The organism is Hafnia paralvei ATCC 29927, assembly GCF_001655005.1.
Classification (GTDB): domain Bacteria; phylum Pseudomonadota; class Gammaproteobacteria; order Enterobacterales; family Enterobacteriaceae; genus Hafnia; species Hafnia paralvei.
This window is the reverse complement of sequence record NZ_LXET01000021.1, coordinates 1-21728: the sequence shown is the minus strand read 5'-3', so window position 1 is coordinate 21728 and position 21728 is coordinate 1. Positions and strand designations below refer to the sequence as shown.

The following is a 21728-nucleotide window of genomic DNA, read 5'->3' as shown; positions in this document are numbered from 1 at the left end:
TTCAACACAATGGAGTCCCCTTACTCCCCGCGATCCTGCGCCACCCTTCTCAACGTGTGATATCCCCCCCAGACGCGCGTCAGCGTGGTAAACCAGCATAGAGCACCAAAAAGCCACGCAAGTAGAGGGAAATAGGCGGGGAATAAGCAGAAGAGCACGAACACCAATATCGTTTCTGCCCCCTCGGTTAATCCTCCAAGGTAATAAAATGACTTATGTGGGTAGTCTAAATTCTCTAATTTGTATTTATCAGCTACCGCAGCAAAGGCTAAGAAACTGCTCCCTGTGCCGATAAAAGCAAACAGCAACCATGCTCCGGCCACCGCATTCAATGTAGGAGAGGCTAAGACAAAACCAAATGGCACCAGCGCATAAAATAAGAAGTCCAAAGCAATATCTAAAAATCCGCCCGCATCCGAAAGATCGCGCCTGCGTGCTAACGCACCATCGAGTCCGTCAAACAATCGGTTGATAACAATCATCAGCAAGGCTGCGAAGTACCACTGCATGGCAAGAAACGGCAAAGCCAATGCACCGATAAGAAACCCCACAAGACTAATACGGTCAGGAGTGACTTCTGGACGATCAATCGTAGCCGCTATTCGGTTTAACAGTGGTTTTACTCTGGGATGTAAATAGCGATCAAACACGCGGTTTACCTCGACTCTGCACATCACGTTCCGGTACACAGAGACCCTGTGATGGGATATCTAAAGCAGAATTAAATCTCGCAGACAAATTTTGAAATGCCACCAGCGCGGTAAGTTCTGTAATGGCCTTTTCGCTAAAATAGCGCTTAAGCTCAGATTTTAATGCCTCGTCAATGCTCGGTGGCGTCGCAGTCATCCCGTCGGCATAAGCCAGCGCAGCTCGCTCCTGATCATCAAAGCAATCTGCCTCCTGCCAATGATAAACTGACATCACTTTATCCAACGAACCACTACGCTGAGCAAGACGTAGACTATTTGCATCGATACAAAAATCACATTCGCATTGCTGGGACACTCGGGTCATCACCAACGCACGCATCGTGGGTGAAATTGCCGATTTTTTTCTCTCCAGAAAACCAACAAAAAAAGCGATTAGCCAAAATAAAAAAGGGAAGCGCCCCCACCAACGCGTAGGATTAAGAATCTGCCCGTAATGTTTCTCTTGTGCTCTCACGATCGGAACCAACACTGACGGAATTTTCTTCAGCGGTGAGACCCAAGGCTGTTGCCCACTATTTTTCACCCATCACCTCCTATTTTGTGACGTTAAATTGACGACGCCAGTGATTTTATTTGGAGTTTTTAACTTCATAAAAAACAAACCAAAGATTTATACACTAATAAATGACTAAGTATTACGCGCGATCGGTTATCGGCGGCGAATAAGCTAACGTTTTTCACCAAAAACTATCTGTGCCCTTCAAAACCCCTGCTCTGGGGAGTACATTATTTTACGTCGCAGTGTTCTGTTCGTATGGACACGCATTTTCACGCGCAACGCCGAATTTTATTCTGGCTACGTATTATAAAGGCTGCTGTTATATGTCCCCTATAGAAAAATCCCGCAAGCTGGATCACGTGTGCTATGACATCCGTGGTCCGGTTCTGAAAGAAGCAAAACGACTCGAAGAAGAAGGCAATAAGGTCCTGAAGTTAAACATCGGCAATCCGGCACCGTTCGGCTTTGAAGCACCCGATGAAATTCTAGTGGACGTCATTCGCAATCTGCCAACGGCTCAGGGCTACTGTGACTCCAAGGGGCTATATTCTGCGCGCAAAGCCATCATGCAGCACTATCAAGCACGTGATATCCATGATGTTACCGTAGAAGACATCTATATTGGTAACGGTGTATCTGAGCTAATTGTGCAGTCTATGCAAGCACTGCTGAACACGGATGATGAGATGTTGGTGCCTGCGCCAGATTATCCGCTATGGACTGCAGCGGTCGCATTATCAGGCGGTAACGCCGTTCACTACCGCTGCGATGAAGAAGCCGATTGGTTCCCAGACTTGAATGATATTCGTAGCAAAATCACTCCACGCACCCGTGGTATCGTGATCATTAACCCGAATAACCCAACTGGCGCAGTCTACAGCAAAGAACTGTTGGAGGAGATCGTCACCATTGCGCGGGAAAATAATCTGATCATCTTCGCTGATGAGATTTACGACAAGATCCTGTATGACGATGCTGAACATATTTCGATCGCCTCTCTCGCACCGGATTTGCTCGTTGTCACCTTTAACGGTTTATCTAAAACCTATCGCGTCGCCGGTTTCCGCCAAGGGTGGATGGTGCTTAGCGGCCCTAAAAAACACGCTAAAGGCTATATTGAAGGATTGGAGATGTTGGCGTCTATGCGTCTGTGCGCCAACGTACCGATGCAACACGCTATTCAAACCGCCATCGGTGGTTACCAGAGTATTAACGAATTTATCCAACCCGGTGGCCGCCTGTATGAACAACGCAACCGTGCTTGGGAACTGATCAATGAGATCCCTGGTGTATCCTGCGTCAAACCGCGCGGCGCGCTCTATATGTTCCCGAAAATTGATGCCAAACGCTTCAACGTTCATGACGATCAGAAAATGGTTCTGGATCTCTTGCTACAAGAAAAAGTGCTGCTTGTTCAAGGCACCGCGTTTAACTGGCCGGAACCCGATCACTTCCGAATCGTTACGCTGCCGCGCGTAGATGATCTCGATATGGCCATCCATAAACTTGGTCGTTTCTTCTCTGGCTATCACCAGAAATATTAATTTTCGCTTCTAATTACAACGGCACCTCCTTGGTGCCGTTTCTTATTTGCATCCTCACTTTCCTCCGCCCACAATAGAACATGTCTTTCCACTACCTGTATTATTGAGAGAGCGTTATGAGCCAGAACCAAAGTCACTTTTTCGCCCATCTATCCCGTTTAAAACTGATTAGCCGCTGGCCACTGATGCGCAACGTGCGCACCGAGAACGTCTCCGAACATAGCCTTCAGGTCGCATTTGTCGCTCATGCATTAGCCATCATTAAAAATCGTAAATTCAACGGTAATGTGAACCCCGAACGCGTGGCATTACTGGCGATGTATCATGACGCTAGTGAGGTATTAACCGGCGATATGCCTACGCCGATCAAGTATTACAATCCGCAAATTGCGCATGAGTATAAGAAGATTGAAAAAGTCGCGCAGCAAAAGCTGATTGAAATGCTGCCCCCAGAGTTGCAAAACGACTTCCGTCCACTGCTGGATGAACACTACTACACTGAAGATGAGAAATTGGTTGTTAAGCAAGCTGACGCGCTGTGTGCCTATCTGAAGTGTCTGGAAGAACTCTCGGCCGGTAACAACGAATTTAAGCTAGCCAAAGCGCGTTTAGAAAAAACATTAGATATGCGTTCAAGCCCTGAGATGGAATACTTCATGAAAGTCTTTATTCCAAGTTTTAGCCTGTCACTAGATGAGATCAGTCAGGATGAAGTGATGTAGGTTTTGGGCATTTTAATTCTCGTTATACCGCGCTCGTGCAAGGTTTTGATCGCCTCTCCGCGTGGTATTCACATACAGGCGTCCGAGTTGAGTCGGCCGCCTGCACGGTAGATATGTCGGGAAGGCGTACGTAATTGGGCCGTATCTATATAAGCGCATGTATGAGCGCTTGAGTTGCCTTGTTCAAGCCCTTAAGCATACAAAGCTTAGATAAAATCATCCCCATCAAAATGGAAACAACCACGGCACCACAATCACGCTGGCAATCATCACCAAGAGAGTAAACGGCACGCCGATCTTAACGAAATCGCCAAAGCTGTAGTTGCCCGGCCCCATCACCAGCGTATTGACCGGTGACGATACCGGCGTCATAAACGCCGCTGACGCCGAGATCGCAATAATCATCGCGAACGGATACGGTGAAAGCTGCATCGCGTGAGCCGTCGCAATCGCAATTGGTGCCATCAGAACCGCCGTAGCCGTATTAGAAATAAAGAGCCCCGTTACTGCGCAGAATACAAATAAGCTGAGCAAGACAACTCTTGGCCCCATTCCACCCACCAAATTCATCAGCACATCCACCGCCAGCGTAATACCGCCACTCTTTTGCAACGCCAGGGCAAACGGTAGCATTCCCACGATTAAAATTAGGCTCGGCCAGTGAATCGATTTATAGGCACTCTCCATATCAATACAGCGGAATTTCCCCATCAGCATACAGGCGATCAGCGCCGCAATGGCGTTGGGGACTTCATCTGTCAGCATCATGGCAATCATCAATGCCAAACAGAACAGCGCGTGTGGTGCTTGGCTGATAGCCGGAGCGACATCGTCCACTTCAGAGGGGAGGTGTAACACAATAAAATCACGTGGTTGTAACTGAAGCTGGCGGATCTGCTTCCAGTTGCCGATGACCAACAGAATGTCACCTAGATGAAGCGGTTCATTCACCAGCTTACCTTCTATCGGCGCACCATCACGGCGAATACCCACAACGTTTAGCCCATAGCGAGTACGGAAAGTCATTTCACGCAGTGTTTTGCCAATCAGGTCGGAATCAGGAACGATAGTGACCTCAGCCATCCCCACATCGCGAGCCTGTTCAGAAAAATACTCACCACGCAGTACCATCGGCTCAAGCATCTGTTCGACACAAAACTCACGCAGATCGACTTCAGAATCCGACATGTCGATCAACAATACATCGCGCTCTTTAAGTTCAGTGTTTCCGACAGCGTTAACCATGACTCGGCGAAACTTGCGCCAGCGTTCAATCCCCACCACGTTAGCGCCATAGCGAGCACGGAGATGAAGTTCATCCAAGGTATGGCCGATCAAGGGAGAACCGGAGCGAAGTGCCAATCGACGCGCTCTTCCGGTCAACTTGTAATCGCGGATCAAATCGCGGAAAGTCCGGCGTGTCCAGCCGTCCTTGTTACTATCTTCTTTACTGCTTGCGAGCCAGTTACGCGCCACCAGCATATAGCCGACCCCCATCAGCAATACGATGATACCGACTGGTGTCACGCTGAAAAAGCTGAGGCCGCGAAATCCCTCACGCACTAACTCACTGCTCACAATCATATTGGGCGGCGTTGCAACCAGCGTCATCATACCGCTTATCAGCCCAGCAAAACTCAGCGGCATCAACAGACGTGCAGGTGATATTTTCATCCGCGCAGCAACGCTGAGTACGACGGGGATAAAAATCGCTACTACGCCCGTTGAACTCATGACGGCGCCCAGTGAAGCAACCGTAATCATGAGCAAAACCAACATTTTGGCCTCGCTATCCCCGGCCACTTTGACTAACCAATCGCCAACCTGATAAGCAACACCAGTGCGTACCAATCCGTCACCGATAACAAACAAAGCCGCAATTAAAATAACGTTAGGGTCACTAAACCCCGCGGTTGCTTCGCTGAGTGAAAGCGTGCCACTCAGAACAAATGCAATGATGATAAGCAGCGCTACGACATCCATGCGTAGCTTGTTGGTAGCAAAAAGGACAATAGCAATCAGTAATAACGTTAAAACCCACAATAATTCGCCGTTCACGACATCTCCCTTTGTGAATTTACTCCGATAGAAACCTATATCTAAATTAGCTGGATTTTCAGCCAGCATCGTGACTATTCCAAAAAAATCGTTATAAGAATGCCATAAAAAAAGCCCCGTGATGACGGGGCTTAATCATATTTCACTCAATTACTACTTACAGGGCGTGAATAACCGCGTACTCGCCTTCTTTATCTACGCGCATCTGCACTAGCGAAGTCAAGTTGAGATCGACCAACTCCAGCTTTGGCGCATCTTGAGGGGCATTCACTGCGATCACCTGACAGCCTGCCGACAATCCAGAAAGAATACCCGCCGCGGCGTCCTCCACCACCACACAGTCACTGACGGCCAGCCCCAGCTTCTGCGCACCCAACAGGTAAGCGTCAGGCTCTGGCTTGCCACGAGACACCTGTTCCGCGGTGATGAATACATCAGGCTTTGGTAATTGCCCCGCCGCTCGACGCGCGTAAGCCACCGGAATAGAACCTGAAGTGACAATCGCCCATGGAATGTCTAACTCATTCAGACGCTCCAGCAGAGCAACCGCCCCTGGTAACGCCGTTACACCCTCGGTATCTCTTGATTCAATCTCTTCCAACCAGTCATATTCTTGTTGAATACGCTCTTCGCTCTCACCAGACATAAAATGCCGCAGCGAGGTGATGGCCTGTTTGCCGTGGATAAAATCCAGAACCTCCTGTGGATTCACTCCCTGACGTTTCGCCCAGTTGATCCATGAGCGTTCTACTACCGGCAGTGAATCTACCAATGTTCCATCCAGATCAAACAAAAAACCTTTGCACTTCACAGGCATTCCTCTGTTTTACGCGTTAATAATTTGTGCAATCTCCACCGCGCTCAAATGATACTGACGCGGGCATGACTGCCAGATTGACAGCATACGCTGGTATTTTTCCCACATTTTAGTCTGGGCATTGAAACCATGCGTACCTGAATCGAAGTGAGTGTAACGCCCTTCAGTACCAACCATAAAGCGCACATAACTTAAATAGCGAGCTTCTGTTGCCGCATCAAAGCCTAAAAACTCTAATCGGCGAGGATCAATATCTTGTTTTTCTTTGAGATTATTGTAAGACACCTGCAACGCATGGTGCATTTCCATAATATTGATAATAGTGCGACAGGTATCTTCGCTCAGCTCGCCAAAGTCGCGATCGAGTTCGCGCATTTGCAGGCCAAAGCCACGCTCAATGATGGTTTGCAAACGACGGTAACGCTCGGCGTTATCCGGATCCATCATGGTCATCATCTTGTATTGGTTAGAAAGAATCAGGCGTTGTGCGTTGGTCATTTCCATCTTTGATTTCCTCATCGAGCGGCCAAAGTCGATGCTAGGCCGGGGTCAAGTCATGTAAAAATGTGAACTCTATGTCCGGAGCATGGCATAAGCCTGTCATTCTAAATAGTGCTTAACATCACTTTTTTGATTTGGAACGGGGTTTCGAGAAAGAGAAACTGCGTTAAATTCCACTCTGAGCATTTTTTTATCAATAGGTGTGTATTTACACAACAAACCCGCAACATTGACGGACAAAAAACACACGCCAAATCGATTAAATATCATCCAAAAAGGTCTTATCCAACTGCTTAAATGCGCGCTGCAAAACATCTGCTAAGGCTTGATAGGTTGGCGTCCCCTCAACAGGCGCCTGTGCTTTACCGGCCTCGACTAACTTCGCGCGGAGCTCGTGAAACCACTGTAATAATGTTGGCGGCAACGGGGTGACTGAGCGTTTACCCAACCACCATAGCCCTTGCATTGGCAGACTACAGGCAAACAACGCCGTGGCAATCGCAGGCCCTAACTGGCCTCCCAGTGCAATCTGCCACGTCAATGTAAAAATAGCGATTGGTGGCATAAAGCGCACGGCAAAGCGCGTCACTTTAGCAATACGATTTTCTGGAAACACCGGGGCCAAGCGTTTATCACTCGGCCAGGTCTTCATATATGTCTGTCCGCGCTGAAAAATCTGAAACCACCCTACGTGGCCAGTTGGCTTAGATGTCATAGGAACCTCAACTTCATTTATAAAAATTCAAAAAATAGTGTAAAATCACAACGGATACTTAGCGGCCTTAAATTTATTTTGTTTTTGGCATCCGCAATCGGTATCCTAGCGCGGCCTTGGGGCCGGTAGAAGCAAAAAACAGCGTTAATAAAGTGTTTCATTAACGACTGCTTCTTAAAGCTAAGTTTTCAACGATTGAGCTCTGTACACTCTGTCAGTGTTCAGCTGAATCCTTGCCGGCAAAGCAATGCATTTTTGGGCACCGCAGTTTTTCAATGCGATGTTCTTCATCATGACGAAATCACATTACGCATGATGTTAATCATAAATGTCGACGACATATTACGCTACGCTTAATGTCTGATTGACTCAATTTCTAACCACGCATAACAAGTAGGTACTTCCATGTCGAAGCTGGTACTGGTTCTTAACTGCGGCAGTTCATCACTGAAATTCGCTATCATCAACGCAGCCAACGGTGAAGAACACCTGTCTGGTTTAGCTGAATGTTTCAGCCTGCCTGAAGCCCGTATTAAATGGAAAATGGACGGCGCTAAACACGAAGAAGCGTTAGGTGCTGGCGCGGCTCATAGCGAAGCGCTGAACTTCATCGTTAATACTATCCTGGCTCAGAAGCCTGAACTCTCCGCATCACTGACCGCTATCGGTCACCGTATCGTTCACGGCGGCGAGAAGTTCACTGAATCAGCGTTGATCACTGATGATGTTCTGCAAGGTATTAAAGATGCGATCCCGTTTGCGCCTCTGCACAACCCTGCGCACCTGATCGGTATCGCTGAAGCGTTCAAATCTTTCCCTAGCCTGAAAGATAAAAACGTTGCCGTATTTGACACCGCGTTCCACACCACCATGCCAGAAGAGTCTTATCTGTATGCCCTGCCATACAGCCTGTACAAAGACCACGGCGTTCGTCGTTACGGCGCACACGGCACCAGCCACTTCTTCGTAAGCCAAGAAGCTGCAAAAATGCTGAACAAGCCGATTGACGAGCTGAACGTAATCACTTGCCATCTGGGCAATGGTGGTTCTGTAACCGCAGTTCGCAACGGTAAATGTGTTGATACCTCTATGGGTCTGACCCCGCTGGAAGGTCTGGTTATGGGGACTCGCTCTGGCGACATCGACCCTGCTATCATCTTCCACCTGCATGATTCACTGGGCATGAGCGTTGAACAGATCAACAAACTGCTGACCAAAGAATCTGGTCTGCTGGGTCTGACCGAAGTCACCAGCGACTGCCGTTATGTTGAAGACAACTACGAAACCAAAGCTGACGCTAAGCGCGCTATGGACGTATTCTGCCACCGTCTGGCTAAATACATCGGCGCTTACACTGCGCTGATGGATGGTCGTCTAGACGCCGTTGTATTCACCGGCGGTATCGGCGAAAACGCAGCAATGGTACGTGAACTGACTCTGGACAAACTGGGTCTGCTGGGCTTCGAAATCGATCACGAACGCAACCTGGCTGCACGCTTCGGCAAATCAGGCACCATCACTAAAGATGGCAGCCGTCTGGCCGTCGTTATCCCAACCAACGAAGAGTTGGTGATTGCACAAGACGCCTCTCGTCTGACTGCATAAGACGCATCTCAACCCCGCAGGCCAAGGCCTGCGGGGTATTTAAGCTCCAAAGTTTAAATCAAGCGTAGAAATTCTAACCTATCCGACCAAGTTCAACGCACTGAGCACACCAACATCCGTTCAGCCAGTTGAACAACCGTAAAGAGGTTTTATCGTGTCACGTACAATTATGCTGATCCCCACCAGCACCAGCGTTGGCCTGACCAGCGTTAGCTTGGGTGTCATCCGCTCCATGGAGCAAAAAGGTGTTCGCCTTAGCGTGTTCAAGCCCATCGCCCAGCCACGCACCGGCGGCGATTCTCTTGATCAAACTACCACTATCATCCGCGCTAACTCTTCAATCCCTGCTGCAGAACCACTGCGCATGTCTCACGTTGAAACGCTGCTGAGCTCTAACCAGCAGGACGTGTTGATGGAAGAAATCGTTGCTCGTTACCACGAAAATACCAAAGACGCAGAAGTTGTTCTGGTTGAAGGCTTGGTTCCAACACGTAAGCACCAGTTTGCTAACGCGCTGAACTATGAAATCGCCAAAACCCTGAATGCTGAAATCGTCTTCGTTATGGCGCTGGGTAATGACACTGCGTCTCAGGTTAAAGAGCGTATCGAACTGGCTCGTTCTAGCTTCGGCGGCAGCAAAAACAAAAACATCACCGGCGTGATCATCAACAAGCTGAATGCACCGGTTGACGATCAGGGTCGTACTCGCCCAGATCTGTCTGAAATCTTTGATGACTCTAACAAAGCCAGCGTTGCAAACCTAGACACTGCACAGCTCGTGGCAAATAGCCCGCTGCCAGTTCTGGGCTGTGTGCCTTGGAGCTTTGAGCTGATCGCGACTCGCGCTATCGACATGGCGAATCACCTGAAAGCACGCATCGTGAACGAAGGCGACATCAAAACTCGTCGTATCAAGTCTGTGACTTTCTGTGCTCGCAGCATTCCTCACATGCTGGAGCACTTCCGTCCAGGCTCTCTGCTGGTCACTTCTGCCGACCGTCCAGACGTACTGGTTGCCGCATGTCTGGCTGCGATGAACGGCGTGGAAATCGGTGCGATCCTGCTGACCGGTGGTTACGATATGGACGAGCGCATTGCTAAGCTGTGCGAACGTGCATTCCAGACGGGTCTGCCAGTATTCATGGTGGACACTAACACTTGGCAGACATCTCTGAGCCTGCAGAGCTTCAACCTCGAAGTTCCTGCTGACGATCATCAGCGTGTAGAGAAACTGCAAAACTACGTCGCTAGCCATATCGATAGCAAGTGGATCGACTCTCTGACTGCCGCCTCTGAGCGTTCACGTCGTCTGTCTCCTCCGGCATTCCGTTATGAACTGACCGAACTGGCGCGTAAAGCTTGCAAACGCGTTGTTCTGCCAGAAGGCGACGAACCACGTACCGTTAAAGCAGCCGCTATCTGTGCTGAACGCGGTATCGCTGAATGTGTTCTTCTGGGTAACCCAGAAGAAATCCAGCGCGTAGCAGCGGCTCAGGGCGTTGTTCTGGGTAAAGGCATCGAAATCGTCGATCCAAATGTCGTTCGTGAACAGTACGTTCCACGTCTGGTTGAGCTGCGTAAGAACAAAGGCATGACCGAAGTTGTTGCCCGCGAACAACTGGAAGACAACGTGGTTCTGGGTACGCTGATGTTGGAACAAAACCAAGTCGACGGTTTGGTATCTGGCGCAGTCCACACCACAGCAAACACTATTCGCCCACCGTTGCAGTTGATTAAAACAGCGCCAGGTAGCTCTTTGGTTTCTTCTGTGTTCTTCATGCTGCTGCCTGATCAGGTTCTGGTTTATGGTGACTGCGCGATCAACCCAGATCCAACGGCTGAACAGCTGTCTGAAATCGCGATTCAGTCTGCTGATTCTGCGGCTGCATTCGGTATCGAACCACGCGTTGCCATGATCTCCTACTCTACCGGCAACTCTGGTGCAGGCAGCGACGTTGAGAAAGTACGCGAAGCAACTCGTCTGGCTCAGGAAAAACGTCCTGATCTGATCATCGATGGCCCTCTGCAATATGATGCGGCAATCATGGCTGACGTTGCGAAGTCTAAAGCGCCTAACTCTCCAGTGGCGGGTAAAGCAACCGTGTTCATCTTCCCAGACCTGAACACCGGTAACACCACTTACAAAGCGGTACAGCGTTCTGCTGACCTGGTTTCTATCGGGCCAATGCTGCAAGGCATGCGTAAGCCGGTAAATGACTTGTCTCGTGGCGCACTGGTTGACGATATCGTCTACACCGTTGCTCTGACTGCGATTCAGGCTGCACAGGCTGCGGCGGCAGCTGCTAAGTAATCTCTGATTACCTATGTGCTTTAAAGGCTCCCAATGGGAGCCTTTTTCATAGGTATCAATAGACTACAGCGCCCATGGGGATTACATGTTATCGTTTAACAACGTTTCCGCCTGTTTCACAATATCTTCCGCCGTCAGTTCATACTCCTTCATCAAGAAATCCTGCGTTCCCACCTGCCCGTAGCGCTCTTTAATTCCAACGCGTCGCATTAGTACCGGATAATTTTCAACCAGCACTTCTGCCACTGCTGAACCTAGCCCATTATGGATACTATGGTTTTCACAGGTGACGATTCGCCCTGTTTTTGTTGCGTATTCAATAATCAGGTCTTTATCGATAGGCTTCAAAGTGAACATATCAATAACCGCCACGCTGTATCCCTGCTGTTTCAGTATCTCTGCGGCTTGTAAAGCCTCTGCCACCATGATGCCATTGGCGATCAGCGTAATATCTTTACCATCCTGTAAAACCTTTCCCTTACCGATGGTAAATTCAGTGCCTTCAGGATAAATGGTATAGGCCTGCTTGCGGATAGTCCTTACCCAATGGAAGCCTTTCAAATCGACGAGTTGGCGCAGAATGTCACGGAACATCGCGGCATCCGTCATTTCCATGACCACCGAATGCGCCAAACCACGCACGATCCCCATATCTTCAAATGACATATGGGTTCCGCCATTGTGACAGGCACTCACGCCCGCGTCTGACGCAATCACCTTGACGTTGTTTTTCTGATAATCAACAGACATGAAAAGCTGATCAAAACAACGGCGACTAGCAAAAGCAGTAAAGGTATGCACAAAAGGAATTCGGCCAGCCAATGAAAGCCCCGCGGCAGTACCAATCACGTTTGCTTCCATAATTCCGCAGTTAATCACCTGCTGTGGAAAATCGCGATGAACGGCATCCATCGCCATTGAACTCATCAAATCAGCTTCTAAGGCAATAACCGGCGTATTTTCCATGAACTGCTCGCGCATCGCCTGAGCATAGACCTTACGCATTTCAATTTTATCTTTCTGTAACGGCAAGAATTCATGGCTCATAGCGAAGCCTCCAGTGTCTCAATTGACTTCAGCATTTCAGCTTTTATTTCGGCAGTTAAACGCAGATGATGCGAATTAGACAGCTGCTCGATGTAAGGAACCCCTTGGCCTTTTATGCTGTCGAGTATCACGACGCGAGGCCGCTGCTCACTGGTGCGAACTGGGGCAACAACATCATAGATTGCAGCAATATCGTCACCTTTCACGCTGACAACATCGAAACCAAATGCACTGAATTTCGCCTTAAGATCAAACGGTTTAATCACTTCATCCAAGGTTCCATCCAACTGCTGCTTGTTATAATCAATAAACAACGTCAAGTTATTCAGATTATGATGGGCAATAAATTGGAATGCCTCCCAACACTGCCCTTCGTTGAGCTCACCGTCCCCCAAAATGCAGAACACACGGTTTTTACGCCCGGCCAAGCGATGTGCCAATGCCATTCCTGTCGCTATGGATACCCCTTGCCCTAACGACCCCGTTGTGGCATCCACGCCACGGGTTAGTAAGCGATCGGGATGACTCGGAAAATGGGTGCCATTTTGGTTTAGCGTCGCTAGGTCCTCACGCGGAAAATAGCCTTTGAGTGCTAACGCACTGTAGAGCGCTGGTCCCGCATGGCCTTTGGATAAGACGAAATTGTCGCGCGCCTCCCACTCAGGATCCGACGGGTCAATATTCATCACCGCGCCATACAGCACGGCCAGCGTTTCGACTACCGACATCGAACCGCCATAATGGCCAAATCCTAGGTTGGTTAGCGCTTTCAACGTTTCCACGCGAATTTCTGTCGCGTAGCGTTGAACCTCATTTAGGTTAAGCATAATGACCCCTTATTTATTCACACCGTCGGAGGACGTGGAGGGTGAGCTCTTACGAGAGAAGAAGTAGTTATGCGCCACAAGTGCCGCAAAGATCGCAATAATAACTACCATAATCATGTCCTTGTTCATGAAGCGCGCCATGTTGCCCAACACAATACCGATGGCGCCAAAATCAGCGTCCGAGAAGGTCGTGTTAGCAAAACCCAAAGCGCCAAGAACAGGGAGTAATAGAACGGGTAAGAACGTAATCAACAAACCGTTGGCAAAAGCGCCAAGCATCGCACCACGACGCCCGCCGGTTGCATTACCAAACACGCCGGCGGTAGCACCAGTAAAGAAGTGCGGCACAACACCTGGCAAAATCAGCACCAGATTGAATTGGCCCAGTAAGAATAATCCCACCAGTCCGCCGAGAAAACTAAACAGAAAACCGACCAACACCGCGTTTGGTGCATAGGGATAAACCACTGGGCAGTCGAGTGCCGGACGTGCATTCGGCACTAAGCGCTCTGAGAAACCGGTAAATGCAGGCACAATTTCTGCCAGAATCAGGCGCACGCCCTGCAAGATGATGAATACACCGGCGGCAAAAGTGATCGCCATAATAATGGCGTAAACCAGATAGTTTTGACCGGCGCTATAGGTTGCCTCAACGAAGGTGGAACCCGCACTCACCGCCATAATCAGGTAAATCACCATCATGGTCAGAGAGATTGAAATTGAACTATCGCGCAAGAAACTCAGATTTTTAGGCAGATTCATCTCTTCGGTCGAACGAGAACCTTTACCTACGCGTCCACCAATCCAGCCAGAAAGAATGTAGCCAAGCGTACCAAAGTGACCGAAAGCAATATCGTCATTGCCGGTAATTTTCCGCATATAGCGTTGCGCCAGTGCAGGGAAAAAAGCCATGACTAAGCCCAACGTCAACGCTCCCGTAAAGACTAATTGCACGCCCTCAAAACCCGCTACGGTTAAAATAATCCCGATCATACACGCCATATAAAACGTATGATGACCCGTCAGGAAGATGTATTTCAACTTGGTAAAACGAGCAACGACGATATTAGCCACCATGCCGAATGCCATGATTAGCGCAGTTGCTGCACCGTATTTTTCGAGTGCTATAGATACAATGGCCTCGTTGTTAGGGATAATGCCTTGAATATTGAATGCATGTTCAAACATTCCACCTAATGGATTCAGAGAACCCACTAATACACCCGCACCGCCGCCTAATACGATAAAACCTAAAATAGTTTTTACCGTACCTTTTACCACATCACTGAACGATTTTTTTTGCGCGAGCAAACCAATCAACGCAATCAAACCGACCAATACGGCGGGAACCTTTAATATATCAACGATGAACTTAAGCGTTTCTTGGATAAACATATCCACCTCGCTAATTATCTGGGAGTCTGTCGATTATTTTATTTATTGAAATAAGCGCGTAGTTTAGTTTCTAACTCATTTATATCGATAATATTAGTAATCACAATCAATTGGTTATCGGGAATACTAGCACTCGCAGCAATATCCTTTGCCATAACAAACAGGTCTGCTTCACCGGGAATAGCCGAGGAGAGATCGGAATGCTCTACCTCGGCGTCAACGCCCATTTTTTTGAGTACTTTCTTGATATTCATTTCAACCATAAAGCTACTGCCTAACCCTGAACCACATATCGCCATAATTTTCATTATTTGTTCCTCGGTGATTTATTTTGAATGCAGGAATCCCGCAGGTAATCCTGATGTTTTGATCATTGGGTTATTAAATTAAGTAGAAATTAATATTTTTCGATGATGGTTTTAATTTCCTCTATGGTAGTAGCCTGATGAATTTTTTTTACCGCATCATCATCTGAGAAAAATTCAGCCAGATGAGAGATTAATTCAATGTGGCTGTGACTATCCGGTGCCGAGAGCATAACGATTAAATTAACAGGATCGTTGTCGGCAGAATAAAACAAAACGTCTTGCTTGACGCTTAGCAGTGAAAGCCCCAGAGATTTAGCCCCCTCTTCTGGTCTAGCGTGTGGCATCGCTATTCCCGGAGCCAAAACATAGTAGGGACCCAGTTTTTCATGTTGCTGATAAATCGCAGCAAGATAGTCAGGAGTAATAATGCCTTTTTGCAACAACGGCTGAGCGCTGAGTTTTACCGCCTCCTGCCAAGAATCCACACGCTCACGAATTTGTATCGTGTCATCAGTTAACCAAGTGTTTAGCATTGTCTCTCCTAAGCGGATGACCTCAGTCGATAACCTTTAACTGTGGGTCATTTAAACCCGCGGTCATCACATGATTGAGTGGTGTAAGAAGACGATACCTTTAAAGATAGCGCTACCAAAAACGCTATCTATTGGATTTGTGATAGCGCTATCAAAAATAGATGTTTATTCTATGAACAACGAGGATGCATAACTTTAAAGCAGCCGATATGACAATATCTCACGCTAGGTCAGTAAGTAGTTTGATGATTAATCTATTTTTTTAGCTAAAATAGCGTCACTGCAGCCTAGGCTCCGTTAGGAACAAGCATGCCTATCATTAAAAAACGACGTAGTACCGGCAGAGTGACATTGGCCGATGTAGCCAGACTCGCCGGTGTGGGTTCTATGACCGTGTCACGCGCGCTTCGCACGCCCGATCAGGTTTCGGATAAGCTAAGAGAAAAAATCGAGTCTGCCGTTAGCGAACTGGGCTATGTGCCAAACCTTGCCGCAAGCGCGTTGGCGTCAGGAGCCGGTCGCACCATTTCTGTGGTCGTTCCCTCATTTACTGAGGCTGGCTGTGCCCAGATGCTTGCCGGCCTACAAAGCGTGCTGCAACCTGCAGGGTTTCAACTCACGCTATCTGAGTCTCAACGTGATGAAGAACGTGAAACAAACATGTTGGAAAATCTTCTGTCGGCCAGTCTGGCCGCGGTTGTTTTGTTGAGTACTGAACAAAGCGATAATACGCGGCAGTGGCTGAAGAATGCAGAGATCCCCGTGGTTGAAATTGGTGCAATCCGTGAGGATCCTATCGATATCAACATCGGGATAGATTATGCCGATGCCATGTTCAATCTCACCCGTCACGTTATCGAGCGCGGGTATGAAAACATTGGTTTGCTGTGCGCTAACCAAGAGCCGTGGGTATTTCAACAGCATCTGCACGGTTGGCATCAAGCGTTGTTACGCAGCCATTTCTCGCCACACCGCGTAATTAACGCCGCCGAGCCGGCTAATTTTTCTACCGGCGCGAATCTACTACCGGAATTTATTCTGGCTTGGCCTGAAATAGATGCGTTGATTTGTGCCTCTGACGAACTTGCCTGCGGCGTCTTATATGAGTGTCAACGACGGCATATTCGCGTACCAAGCCAGTTGGCGGTGGCGGGATTCGGCAATCGTGATGTCAGTCAGGTATGTCAGCCACCGCTAACAACCACCGCGGTACCGTTTAAAGAGATAGGAATTCAGGCTGCCAACGCACTGCTGGCGCGCCTGAATCAGCAAGCAACCCAAGCCACTATTCCTGTCAGCTCAGTATTATGCAAACGGAGCAGTTGCTAAGCCGACAAAAAGTGGAATCGCTACTCTTCGCTTTCGTTCTGCGGTACGTCTTCCGCTTCGGTTTCGCTAGAGACTTTTGCCGATGGAGTACTTTTTTGAATACACATCGGCTGATAGTGTTTGTCGCTATTGCGCGTCATCCACAACGAGAGGGCTTTGAGAGAATCCGGCGTAAAGCTGTCGCATTCAGCCGTAATCTCTTCTGGTGTCATCCAGCGAACAGATTCAACCTCTTCCTCCTGCAAAGCGAAAGGCCCGTGAGACACACAGCTGAAAAGAGCGCCCCAAACACGGCAATTGTCTTGTTCAAAATAGAACATACCGTGATCGGCAAAGGGAACACCGGCAATACCCAGTTCCTCTTCCGCTTCACGGCGTGCTGAATCCAACATGTTCTCACCGCTTTGAACAACGCCCCCTGCGGTTGCATCTAGCCAACCGGGGTAAAAATCTTTGTTATCGGTACGTTTTTGAACCAGGATCTGCCCCATTCCATTGTGAACCACGATATAGGTTGCACGGTGACGCAGACATTGAGCGCGCATTTGCGCACGAGTCGATTGAGCAATGACATCATTGTTTTCGTCAACGATATCGACCCACTCCAACCCGGTGTTGAGCGTTTGTTCCACCATCCTCTGAAACCTTTTTCTTAGCGTACTGACGCACGCAGTTTGTTCATCGCATCTGCTTTATGTGCAACATCAGCGCACGCAGATCCTACCGAAAATGCCATAAAATAAAAAATCAGTCGATTGCGACTTCTGCCAGTATCTCTGTACCGTTCAGGGCGCAGACTTTTAAGACTCCGTGTTCAAGCATCCCAAAGCTAGGGACATTTCCACCTTTAGGTAAGCTAACCGAGCCAGGATTGAAACAATAAATATCACCACGTTGCTCTGCTACCGGCAAGTGTGTGTGTCCGTAGACCAGCACATCTTTTTGGCTCAATGGCGGTAGCTCAGCGGGATGATAAAGGTGACCGTGGGTTAAAAACAATCTTTGATTGTTGAGCAAGATTTGTTGCCAAGGCGCCATCATCGGGAATTTCAACAGCATCTGATCGACTTCACTATCGCAATTGCCACGAACAGCGATGATCTTGTCAGCAAACTTATTTAATAGCTCTGCGACCTGAGGCGGATTATAGCCTTCGGGCAGTGGATTGCGCGGCCCGTGATTGAGCACATCTCCCAGAATAATCAGCCATTGGCTTTCATTTTGTTCAAACAACTCAAGCACGCGCTGCGTCGCGCTGAGAGAGCCATGAATATCCGAGGCAAACATCAGCTTCATATGCGGTTCTCGTTGAATAGGAGTAATGCCCATAGTGTAACGATGGCTATCATTGCCCGCCAGCCTACAAAGCCTTGTTTGCCCACTTTTAACCAGATTGATTCATCAGTTGCTTGTTTTAACAACACTTAATCGCTTTAGCGTCGTTTAGCGGCCGATAAAGCCAGCCACTGGCACACGGACGCGCGTTGCCATTGGAAATGTGCATACTCGACCAACCGTTCAGGCACAGCATCTCCCGCCATAATCAATCGATTGAGCATGAGCGCTAAATCAGTATCTGCGATACACCATTCGCCAAATAAGTTTTGGTGTCCTTCCAACAACAGACGTTCAACTCCGGCGATAAGCTTAGCCGCGGCATACACCCCCTCTTCACTTAGCGCAGGTGGCTTTAGTCCAGCAAAGACAACCTCCGTAGAGCGCTCTTGGCGAATCGGCATGAGATCGCTGCGCAACCATGCCTGAATCTCGCGAGCCTTGGCTCTCTTTTGTTTGTCATGTGGGTAGAGCGACGCAAAATCCGGTGCGGTAAACACCTCATCCAGATATTCCGTAATCGCCGAAGATTCAGAGAGAGAAAAGTTTTCATGCAACAACGTTGGTACCCTACGCGTCAGGGATAGCTCGGCGTACGCCTCCTGCTGATTTTCATGCTCTGCCAAGTCAACGGGTTCCAGTTCGAATCTCAGCCCTTTTTCTTTCAGAGCCACGTAGACCGACATCACATAAGGACTAAAAAAATGACTGTCAGAATACAGCGTAATATCCGGATGACTCATGGTGCCTCCTGAGGAATAGGACAAAACATTAGGAGTGTCAGTATTACATGCCTACGTACTTTTGCAGCGATGAAATCATGTAACAGAGTAGATATTTCATTCAATCTTAATTATACATTTTTGCAACACCATCGCTTTCACCGCTGTGGCTTTTGGACTATAGTCAGAAGGATACGCTTCCTCTTACCGCTTGATTTTTCTGGGAGACATCATGATCGACCTGTATTACGCCCCGACGCCAAACGGCCATAAAATAACGCTTTTTCTCGAAGAATCTGGCCTGTCATACCGCATCCATCACGTCGATATCGGCGCTGGTGAACAGTTCAAACCCGAATTTTTAGCCATCTCGCCGAATAACAAAATTCCAGCCATCGTCGATCGTCAGCCTGTTGACGGCGGCGCACCATTAAGCCTGTTCGAGTCAGGCGAAATACTGCTATATCTGGCAGAAAAAACCGGACGTTTCATCAGTCAGGAGCTGCGTTCACGCGCTTCCACCCTCCAGTGGCTCTTTTGGCAGGTAGGCGGCTTTGGTCCAATGTTGGGACAAAACCACCACTTCAATCACTATGCTCCCCAGCCTGTTCCCTATGCTATCGAACGCTATCAGGTTGAAACCAAACGCCTGTATACCGTTTTAGACAAACAGCTCCAGAAACATGCCTATGTTTCTGGCGATGAATACAGCATTGCCGATATGGCGATTTATCCTTGGGTGGTGCCGCATGCGCGCCAGCGCATCGATTTAGAAGACTTCCCTGCGGTACGTAACTGGTTTGAACGTATCTCTGCGCGCCCCGCCACTAAAAAAGCGTACAACCTGCCACAAGAATAATGGTTTCAGGCCAGCACTCACGGTGCTGGTCGCAATCCCCCTTCTATTATCAATCGCCAATTTTCCCTGTATGCTGAATGCGACATCGCATTTGATAAGGATACCCTATGAGCTTTTTACAGCCTGATGCCATCATTCGGATTAAAAACCTGCGGCTGCGTACTTTCATCGGGATAAAAGAAGAAGAAATCAATAATAAACAAGACGTTGTTATCAACGTTGTGATCCACTACCCAGCAGAACAAGCACGGAGAAGCGAAAATATCGCCGATGCGCTTAACTACCGTACCATCACGAAACGCATCATTGCTCACGTAGAGGAACATCGTTTCGCGCTGCTGGAAAAATTAACCCAAGATGTTCTCGACATCGCTTGTGAACACCACTGGGTCACCTATGCTGAAGTAGAGGTCGATAAGCTTTACGCGCTACGCTACGCGGATTCCGTCTCGATGACTATGCGCTACCGTAAGGCTGATAAATAACGACATATACCCGAACAACTGGAGATGCGGCCAGCAACAATGGCTAATGCAGCCTAAGGTATATCGGGTATACATATCCCTGATCTTGGAGAAGGCTTATGCGTATTTTTATTACCGGCGGAACGGGGCTTATCGGCAAACCTCTTTGCCAACGTCTTCAGACGCTACACCACGAGCTAACGGTTTTAACCCGAGATCCGCAAAAAGGACGAGAAAGACTAGGGGATAACGTTAGCTACGTCACCTCGTTAGATGCGCTGTCAAACCTTGATGGCTATGATGCCGTTATCAATTTAGCGGGCGAGCCTATTGCCGATAAGCGCTGGAGCGAAGAGCAAAAGCAGCGCTTGTGTCACAGCCGCTGGGATATTACCCAGCGCATCGTCGAACTGATCCACAACAGTGCCAAACCGCCCTCTGTGCTACTTTCGGGTTCTGCGGTCGGTTATTACGGCGATCAGGATGAAGCGCTCGTCACAGAAGAAGATCCGCCGCATCACGAATTTACCCACGATCTTTGCGCTCGCTGGGAAGGGCTTGCTCTGCAAGCTGCCAGTGATAAAACGCGTGTTTGTTTAATGCGAACAGGGATCGTGCTTTCACCCAACGGCGGCGCATTAAGCAAAATGCTGCCACTGTTCCGTTTAGGCTTAGGGGGCGAAATGGGTAGCGGCAGGCAGTACATGCCGTGGATCCATATCGATGATATGGTCAACGCCATTCTCTATCTGCTGGAATGCCCAACATTAAATGGCCCGTTCAACATGACCGCGCCCTATCCGGTTCATAACGAACAGTTTATCGCAACGTTAGGTGAAATCTTAGGACGCCCAACGGTAGTACGTACTCCAGCATTTGCAATCAAAACCCTGATGGGCGAAGCCAGCGTACTGGTACTTACAGGACAGCGCGCCGTGCCAAAACGCTTAGAAGAAGCGGGGTTTGGGTTTAGGTATTTTGAGTTGGAAGATGCATTGAGGAATGTATTGGGGAAGGAATTTTAAGTAGGCAGAGGTTTAGTTCACCGGTTGTTGAGACCACTGTTGTGTCAAACGCCACCCGCCGGTTGTTTATGGAGCTACTGTGTAAGATTCCGCCCGCCTGTCCATACCGAGCTCCATTGTTACCTAGGTGAAGGCGTACGGGCAGAGACCACCAGCGCGTGGTCTCTGCACTCGCGCGCTTTTATCCGAGACGCCATCTCCGCTCCGGTTTGGTATCGCCCATCCAGGGCGCCCCAAACTCCGTCACGACATCCCTGTCGTGCCGGCTCTACCTACCAAGACTTAAACTAAAACCCAAAGAAGGTTTTGATTTTATCTTTTGGTTTTGACGTTGACCTTTTCCGGCACATTACCGGACAGCCGAGTGAATCATGAAGGTTAGGATTCGCCGATTGATATCGT

Annotated in this window: 22 protein-coding genes; 8 read left to right on the top strand and 14 right to left on the bottom strand. The window is 48.7% G+C overall.

Annotated features, from left to right (window positions below; genetic code table 11):
• Positions 1–20 precede the first annotated feature (20 nt).
• Positions 21–650, bottom strand: a complete 630-nt coding sequence (locus M988_RS06690) for a CDP-alcohol phosphatidyltransferase family protein (protein WP_061059796.1) — start codon at positions 648–650, stop codon at positions 21–23.
• The gene (locus M988_RS06685; protein WP_064573370.1) at positions 643–1233 is read right to left on the bottom strand and encodes a carboxymuconolactone decarboxylase family protein; all 591 of its coding nucleotides are present in this window, start codon (positions 1231–1233) and stop codon (positions 643–645) included. The genes M988_RS06690 and M988_RS06685 overlap by 8 nt, the downstream gene beginning before the upstream one ends.
• Before the next feature lie 299 nt (positions 1234–1532).
• Between M988_RS06685 and M988_RS06680 the strand changes: the two genes are divergently transcribed.
• Both M988_RS06680 and yfbR read left to right on the top strand, forming a co-directional pair.
• Entirely contained in the window at positions 1533–2753 is a 1221-nt protein-coding gene (locus M988_RS06680; RefSeq protein WP_004092623.1) for a pyridoxal phosphate-dependent aminotransferase, read from the top strand.
• A 116-nt stretch (positions 2754–2869) separates the two neighbouring features.
• Positions 2870–3475 carry a 5'-deoxynucleotidase gene (yfbR, locus tag M988_RS06675; protein ID WP_035503353.1) on the top strand — a complete coding sequence of 202 codons (606 nt, stop codon included), beginning with the start codon at positions 2870–2872 and terminating at the stop codon, positions 3473–3475.
• Between the two features lie 225 nt (positions 3476–3700).
• Here yfbR and M988_RS06670 read toward each other — a convergent pair whose 3' ends face one another.
• From M988_RS06670 to yfbV, 4 genes are all read right to left on the bottom strand, one after another.
• Positions 3701–5533, bottom strand: coding sequence for an SLC13 family permease (locus tag M988_RS06670; protein ID WP_064573432.1), 1833 nt, complete (start codon positions 5531–5533; stop codon positions 3701–3703).
• 157 nt (positions 5534–5690) lie between these two features.
• Complete coding sequence (locus M988_RS06665; RefSeq protein WP_008814024.1) at positions 5691–6344, bottom strand: sugar phosphatase; 654 nt, start codon at positions 6342–6344, stop codon at positions 5691–5693.
• Positions 6345–6359: 15 nt separating this feature from the next.
• A complete protein-coding gene (locus tag M988_RS06660; RefSeq protein ID WP_008814025.1) occupies positions 6360–6854 on the bottom strand; it encodes a YfbU family protein in 495 nt (164 codons plus the stop codon).
• A 256-nt stretch (positions 6855–7110) separates the two neighbouring features.
• Positions 7111–7566: a terminus macrodomain insulation protein YfbV gene (yfbV, locus tag M988_RS06655; protein ID WP_004092641.1), complete on the bottom strand. Its 456-nt coding sequence runs from the start codon at positions 7564–7566 to the stop codon at positions 7111–7113.
• Positions 7567–7971: 405 nt separating this feature from the next.
• Here yfbV and ackA point away from each other — a divergent pair, with 405 nt between their 5' ends.
• Positions 7972–9171 (top strand): acetate kinase, encoded by a 1200-nt coding sequence (ackA, locus tag M988_RS06650; RefSeq protein ID WP_004092645.1) that lies wholly within the window; start codon positions 7972–7974, stop codon positions 9169–9171.
• 154 nt (positions 9172–9325) lie between these two features.
• A complete protein-coding gene (gene pta / locus M988_RS06645; protein WP_020303665.1) occupies positions 9326–11482 on the top strand; it encodes a phosphate acetyltransferase in 2157 nt (718 codons plus the stop codon).
• A gap of 81 nt (positions 11483–11563) precedes the next feature.
• On the opposite strand, the gene M988_RS06640 is transcribed toward pta, so the two are convergent.
• The 5 genes from M988_RS06640 to M988_RS06620 form a co-directional block, all read right to left on the bottom strand.
• Positions 11564–12529 carry a transketolase family protein gene (locus M988_RS06640; protein ID WP_008814026.1) on the bottom strand — a complete coding sequence of 322 codons (966 nt, stop codon included), beginning with the start codon at positions 12527–12529 and terminating at the stop codon, positions 11564–11566.
• Complete coding sequence (locus M988_RS06635) at positions 12526–13356, bottom strand: transketolase (protein WP_008814027.1); 831 nt, start codon at positions 13354–13356, stop codon at positions 12526–12528. The genes M988_RS06640 and M988_RS06635 overlap by 4 nt, the downstream gene beginning before the upstream one ends.
• Positions 13357–13365: 9 nt before the next feature.
• Positions 13366–14751 (bottom strand): PTS ascorbate transporter subunit IIC, encoded by a 1386-nt coding sequence (locus tag M988_RS06630; protein ID WP_008814028.1) that lies wholly within the window; start codon positions 14749–14751, stop codon positions 13366–13368.
• Positions 14752–14789: 38 nt separating this feature from the next.
• On the bottom strand, positions 14790–15059 hold the full coding sequence (locus tag M988_RS06625; RefSeq protein WP_008814029.1) for a PTS sugar transporter subunit IIB: 270 nt from the start codon (positions 15057–15059) through the stop codon (positions 14790–14792).
• A gap of 89 nt (positions 15060–15148) precedes the next feature.
• Positions 15149–15592: a PTS sugar transporter subunit IIA gene (locus M988_RS06620; protein ID WP_008814030.1), complete on the bottom strand. Its 444-nt coding sequence runs from the start codon at positions 15590–15592 to the stop codon at positions 15149–15151.
• Positions 15593–15901: 309 nt separating this feature from the next.
• Here M988_RS06620 and M988_RS06615 point away from each other — a divergent pair, with 309 nt between their 5' ends.
• Positions 15902–16921: a LacI family DNA-binding transcriptional regulator gene (locus M988_RS06615; RefSeq protein ID WP_008814031.1), complete on the top strand. Its 1020-nt coding sequence runs from the start codon at positions 15902–15904 to the stop codon at positions 16919–16921.
• A 20-nt stretch (positions 16922–16941) separates the two neighbouring features.
• Here M988_RS06615 and yfcD read toward each other — a convergent pair whose 3' ends face one another.
• The 3 genes from yfcD to yfcF form a co-directional block, all read right to left on the bottom strand.
• On the bottom strand, positions 16942–17556 hold the full coding sequence (yfcD, locus tag M988_RS06610; RefSeq protein WP_008814032.1) for an NUDIX hydrolase YfcD: 615 nt from the start codon (positions 17554–17556) through the stop codon (positions 16942–16944).
• 112 nt (positions 17557–17668) lie between these two features.
• On the bottom strand, positions 17669–18217 hold the full coding sequence (yfcE, locus tag M988_RS06605) for a phosphodiesterase (protein ID WP_020303664.1): 549 nt from the start codon (positions 18215–18217) through the stop codon (positions 17669–17671).
• Positions 18218–18354: 137 nt separating this feature from the next.
• On the bottom strand, positions 18355–18999 hold the full coding sequence (gene yfcF, locus M988_RS06600) for a glutathione transferase (protein ID WP_008814034.1): 645 nt from the start codon (positions 18997–18999) through the stop codon (positions 18355–18357).
• A 211-nt stretch (positions 19000–19210) separates the two neighbouring features.
• Between yfcF and yfcG the strand changes: the two genes are divergently transcribed.
• The 3 genes from yfcG to M988_RS06585 all read left to right on the top strand — a co-directional run bounded on the left by yfcG (position 19211) and on the right by M988_RS06585 (position 21326).
• Entirely contained in the window at positions 19211–19837 is a 627-nt protein-coding gene (gene yfcG, locus M988_RS06595; protein WP_008814035.1) for a GSH-dependent disulfide bond oxidoreductase, read from the top strand.
• A 107-nt stretch (positions 19838–19944) separates the two neighbouring features.
• A complete protein-coding gene (gene folX, locus M988_RS06590) occupies positions 19945–20322 on the top strand; it encodes a dihydroneopterin triphosphate 2'-epimerase (protein ID WP_004092674.1) in 378 nt (125 codons plus the stop codon).
• 98 nt (positions 20323–20420) lie between these two features.
• A complete protein-coding gene (locus M988_RS06585; protein WP_008814036.1) occupies positions 20421–21326 on the top strand; it encodes a TIGR01777 family oxidoreductase in 906 nt (301 codons plus the stop codon).
• Positions 21327–21728 lie beyond the last annotated feature (402 nt).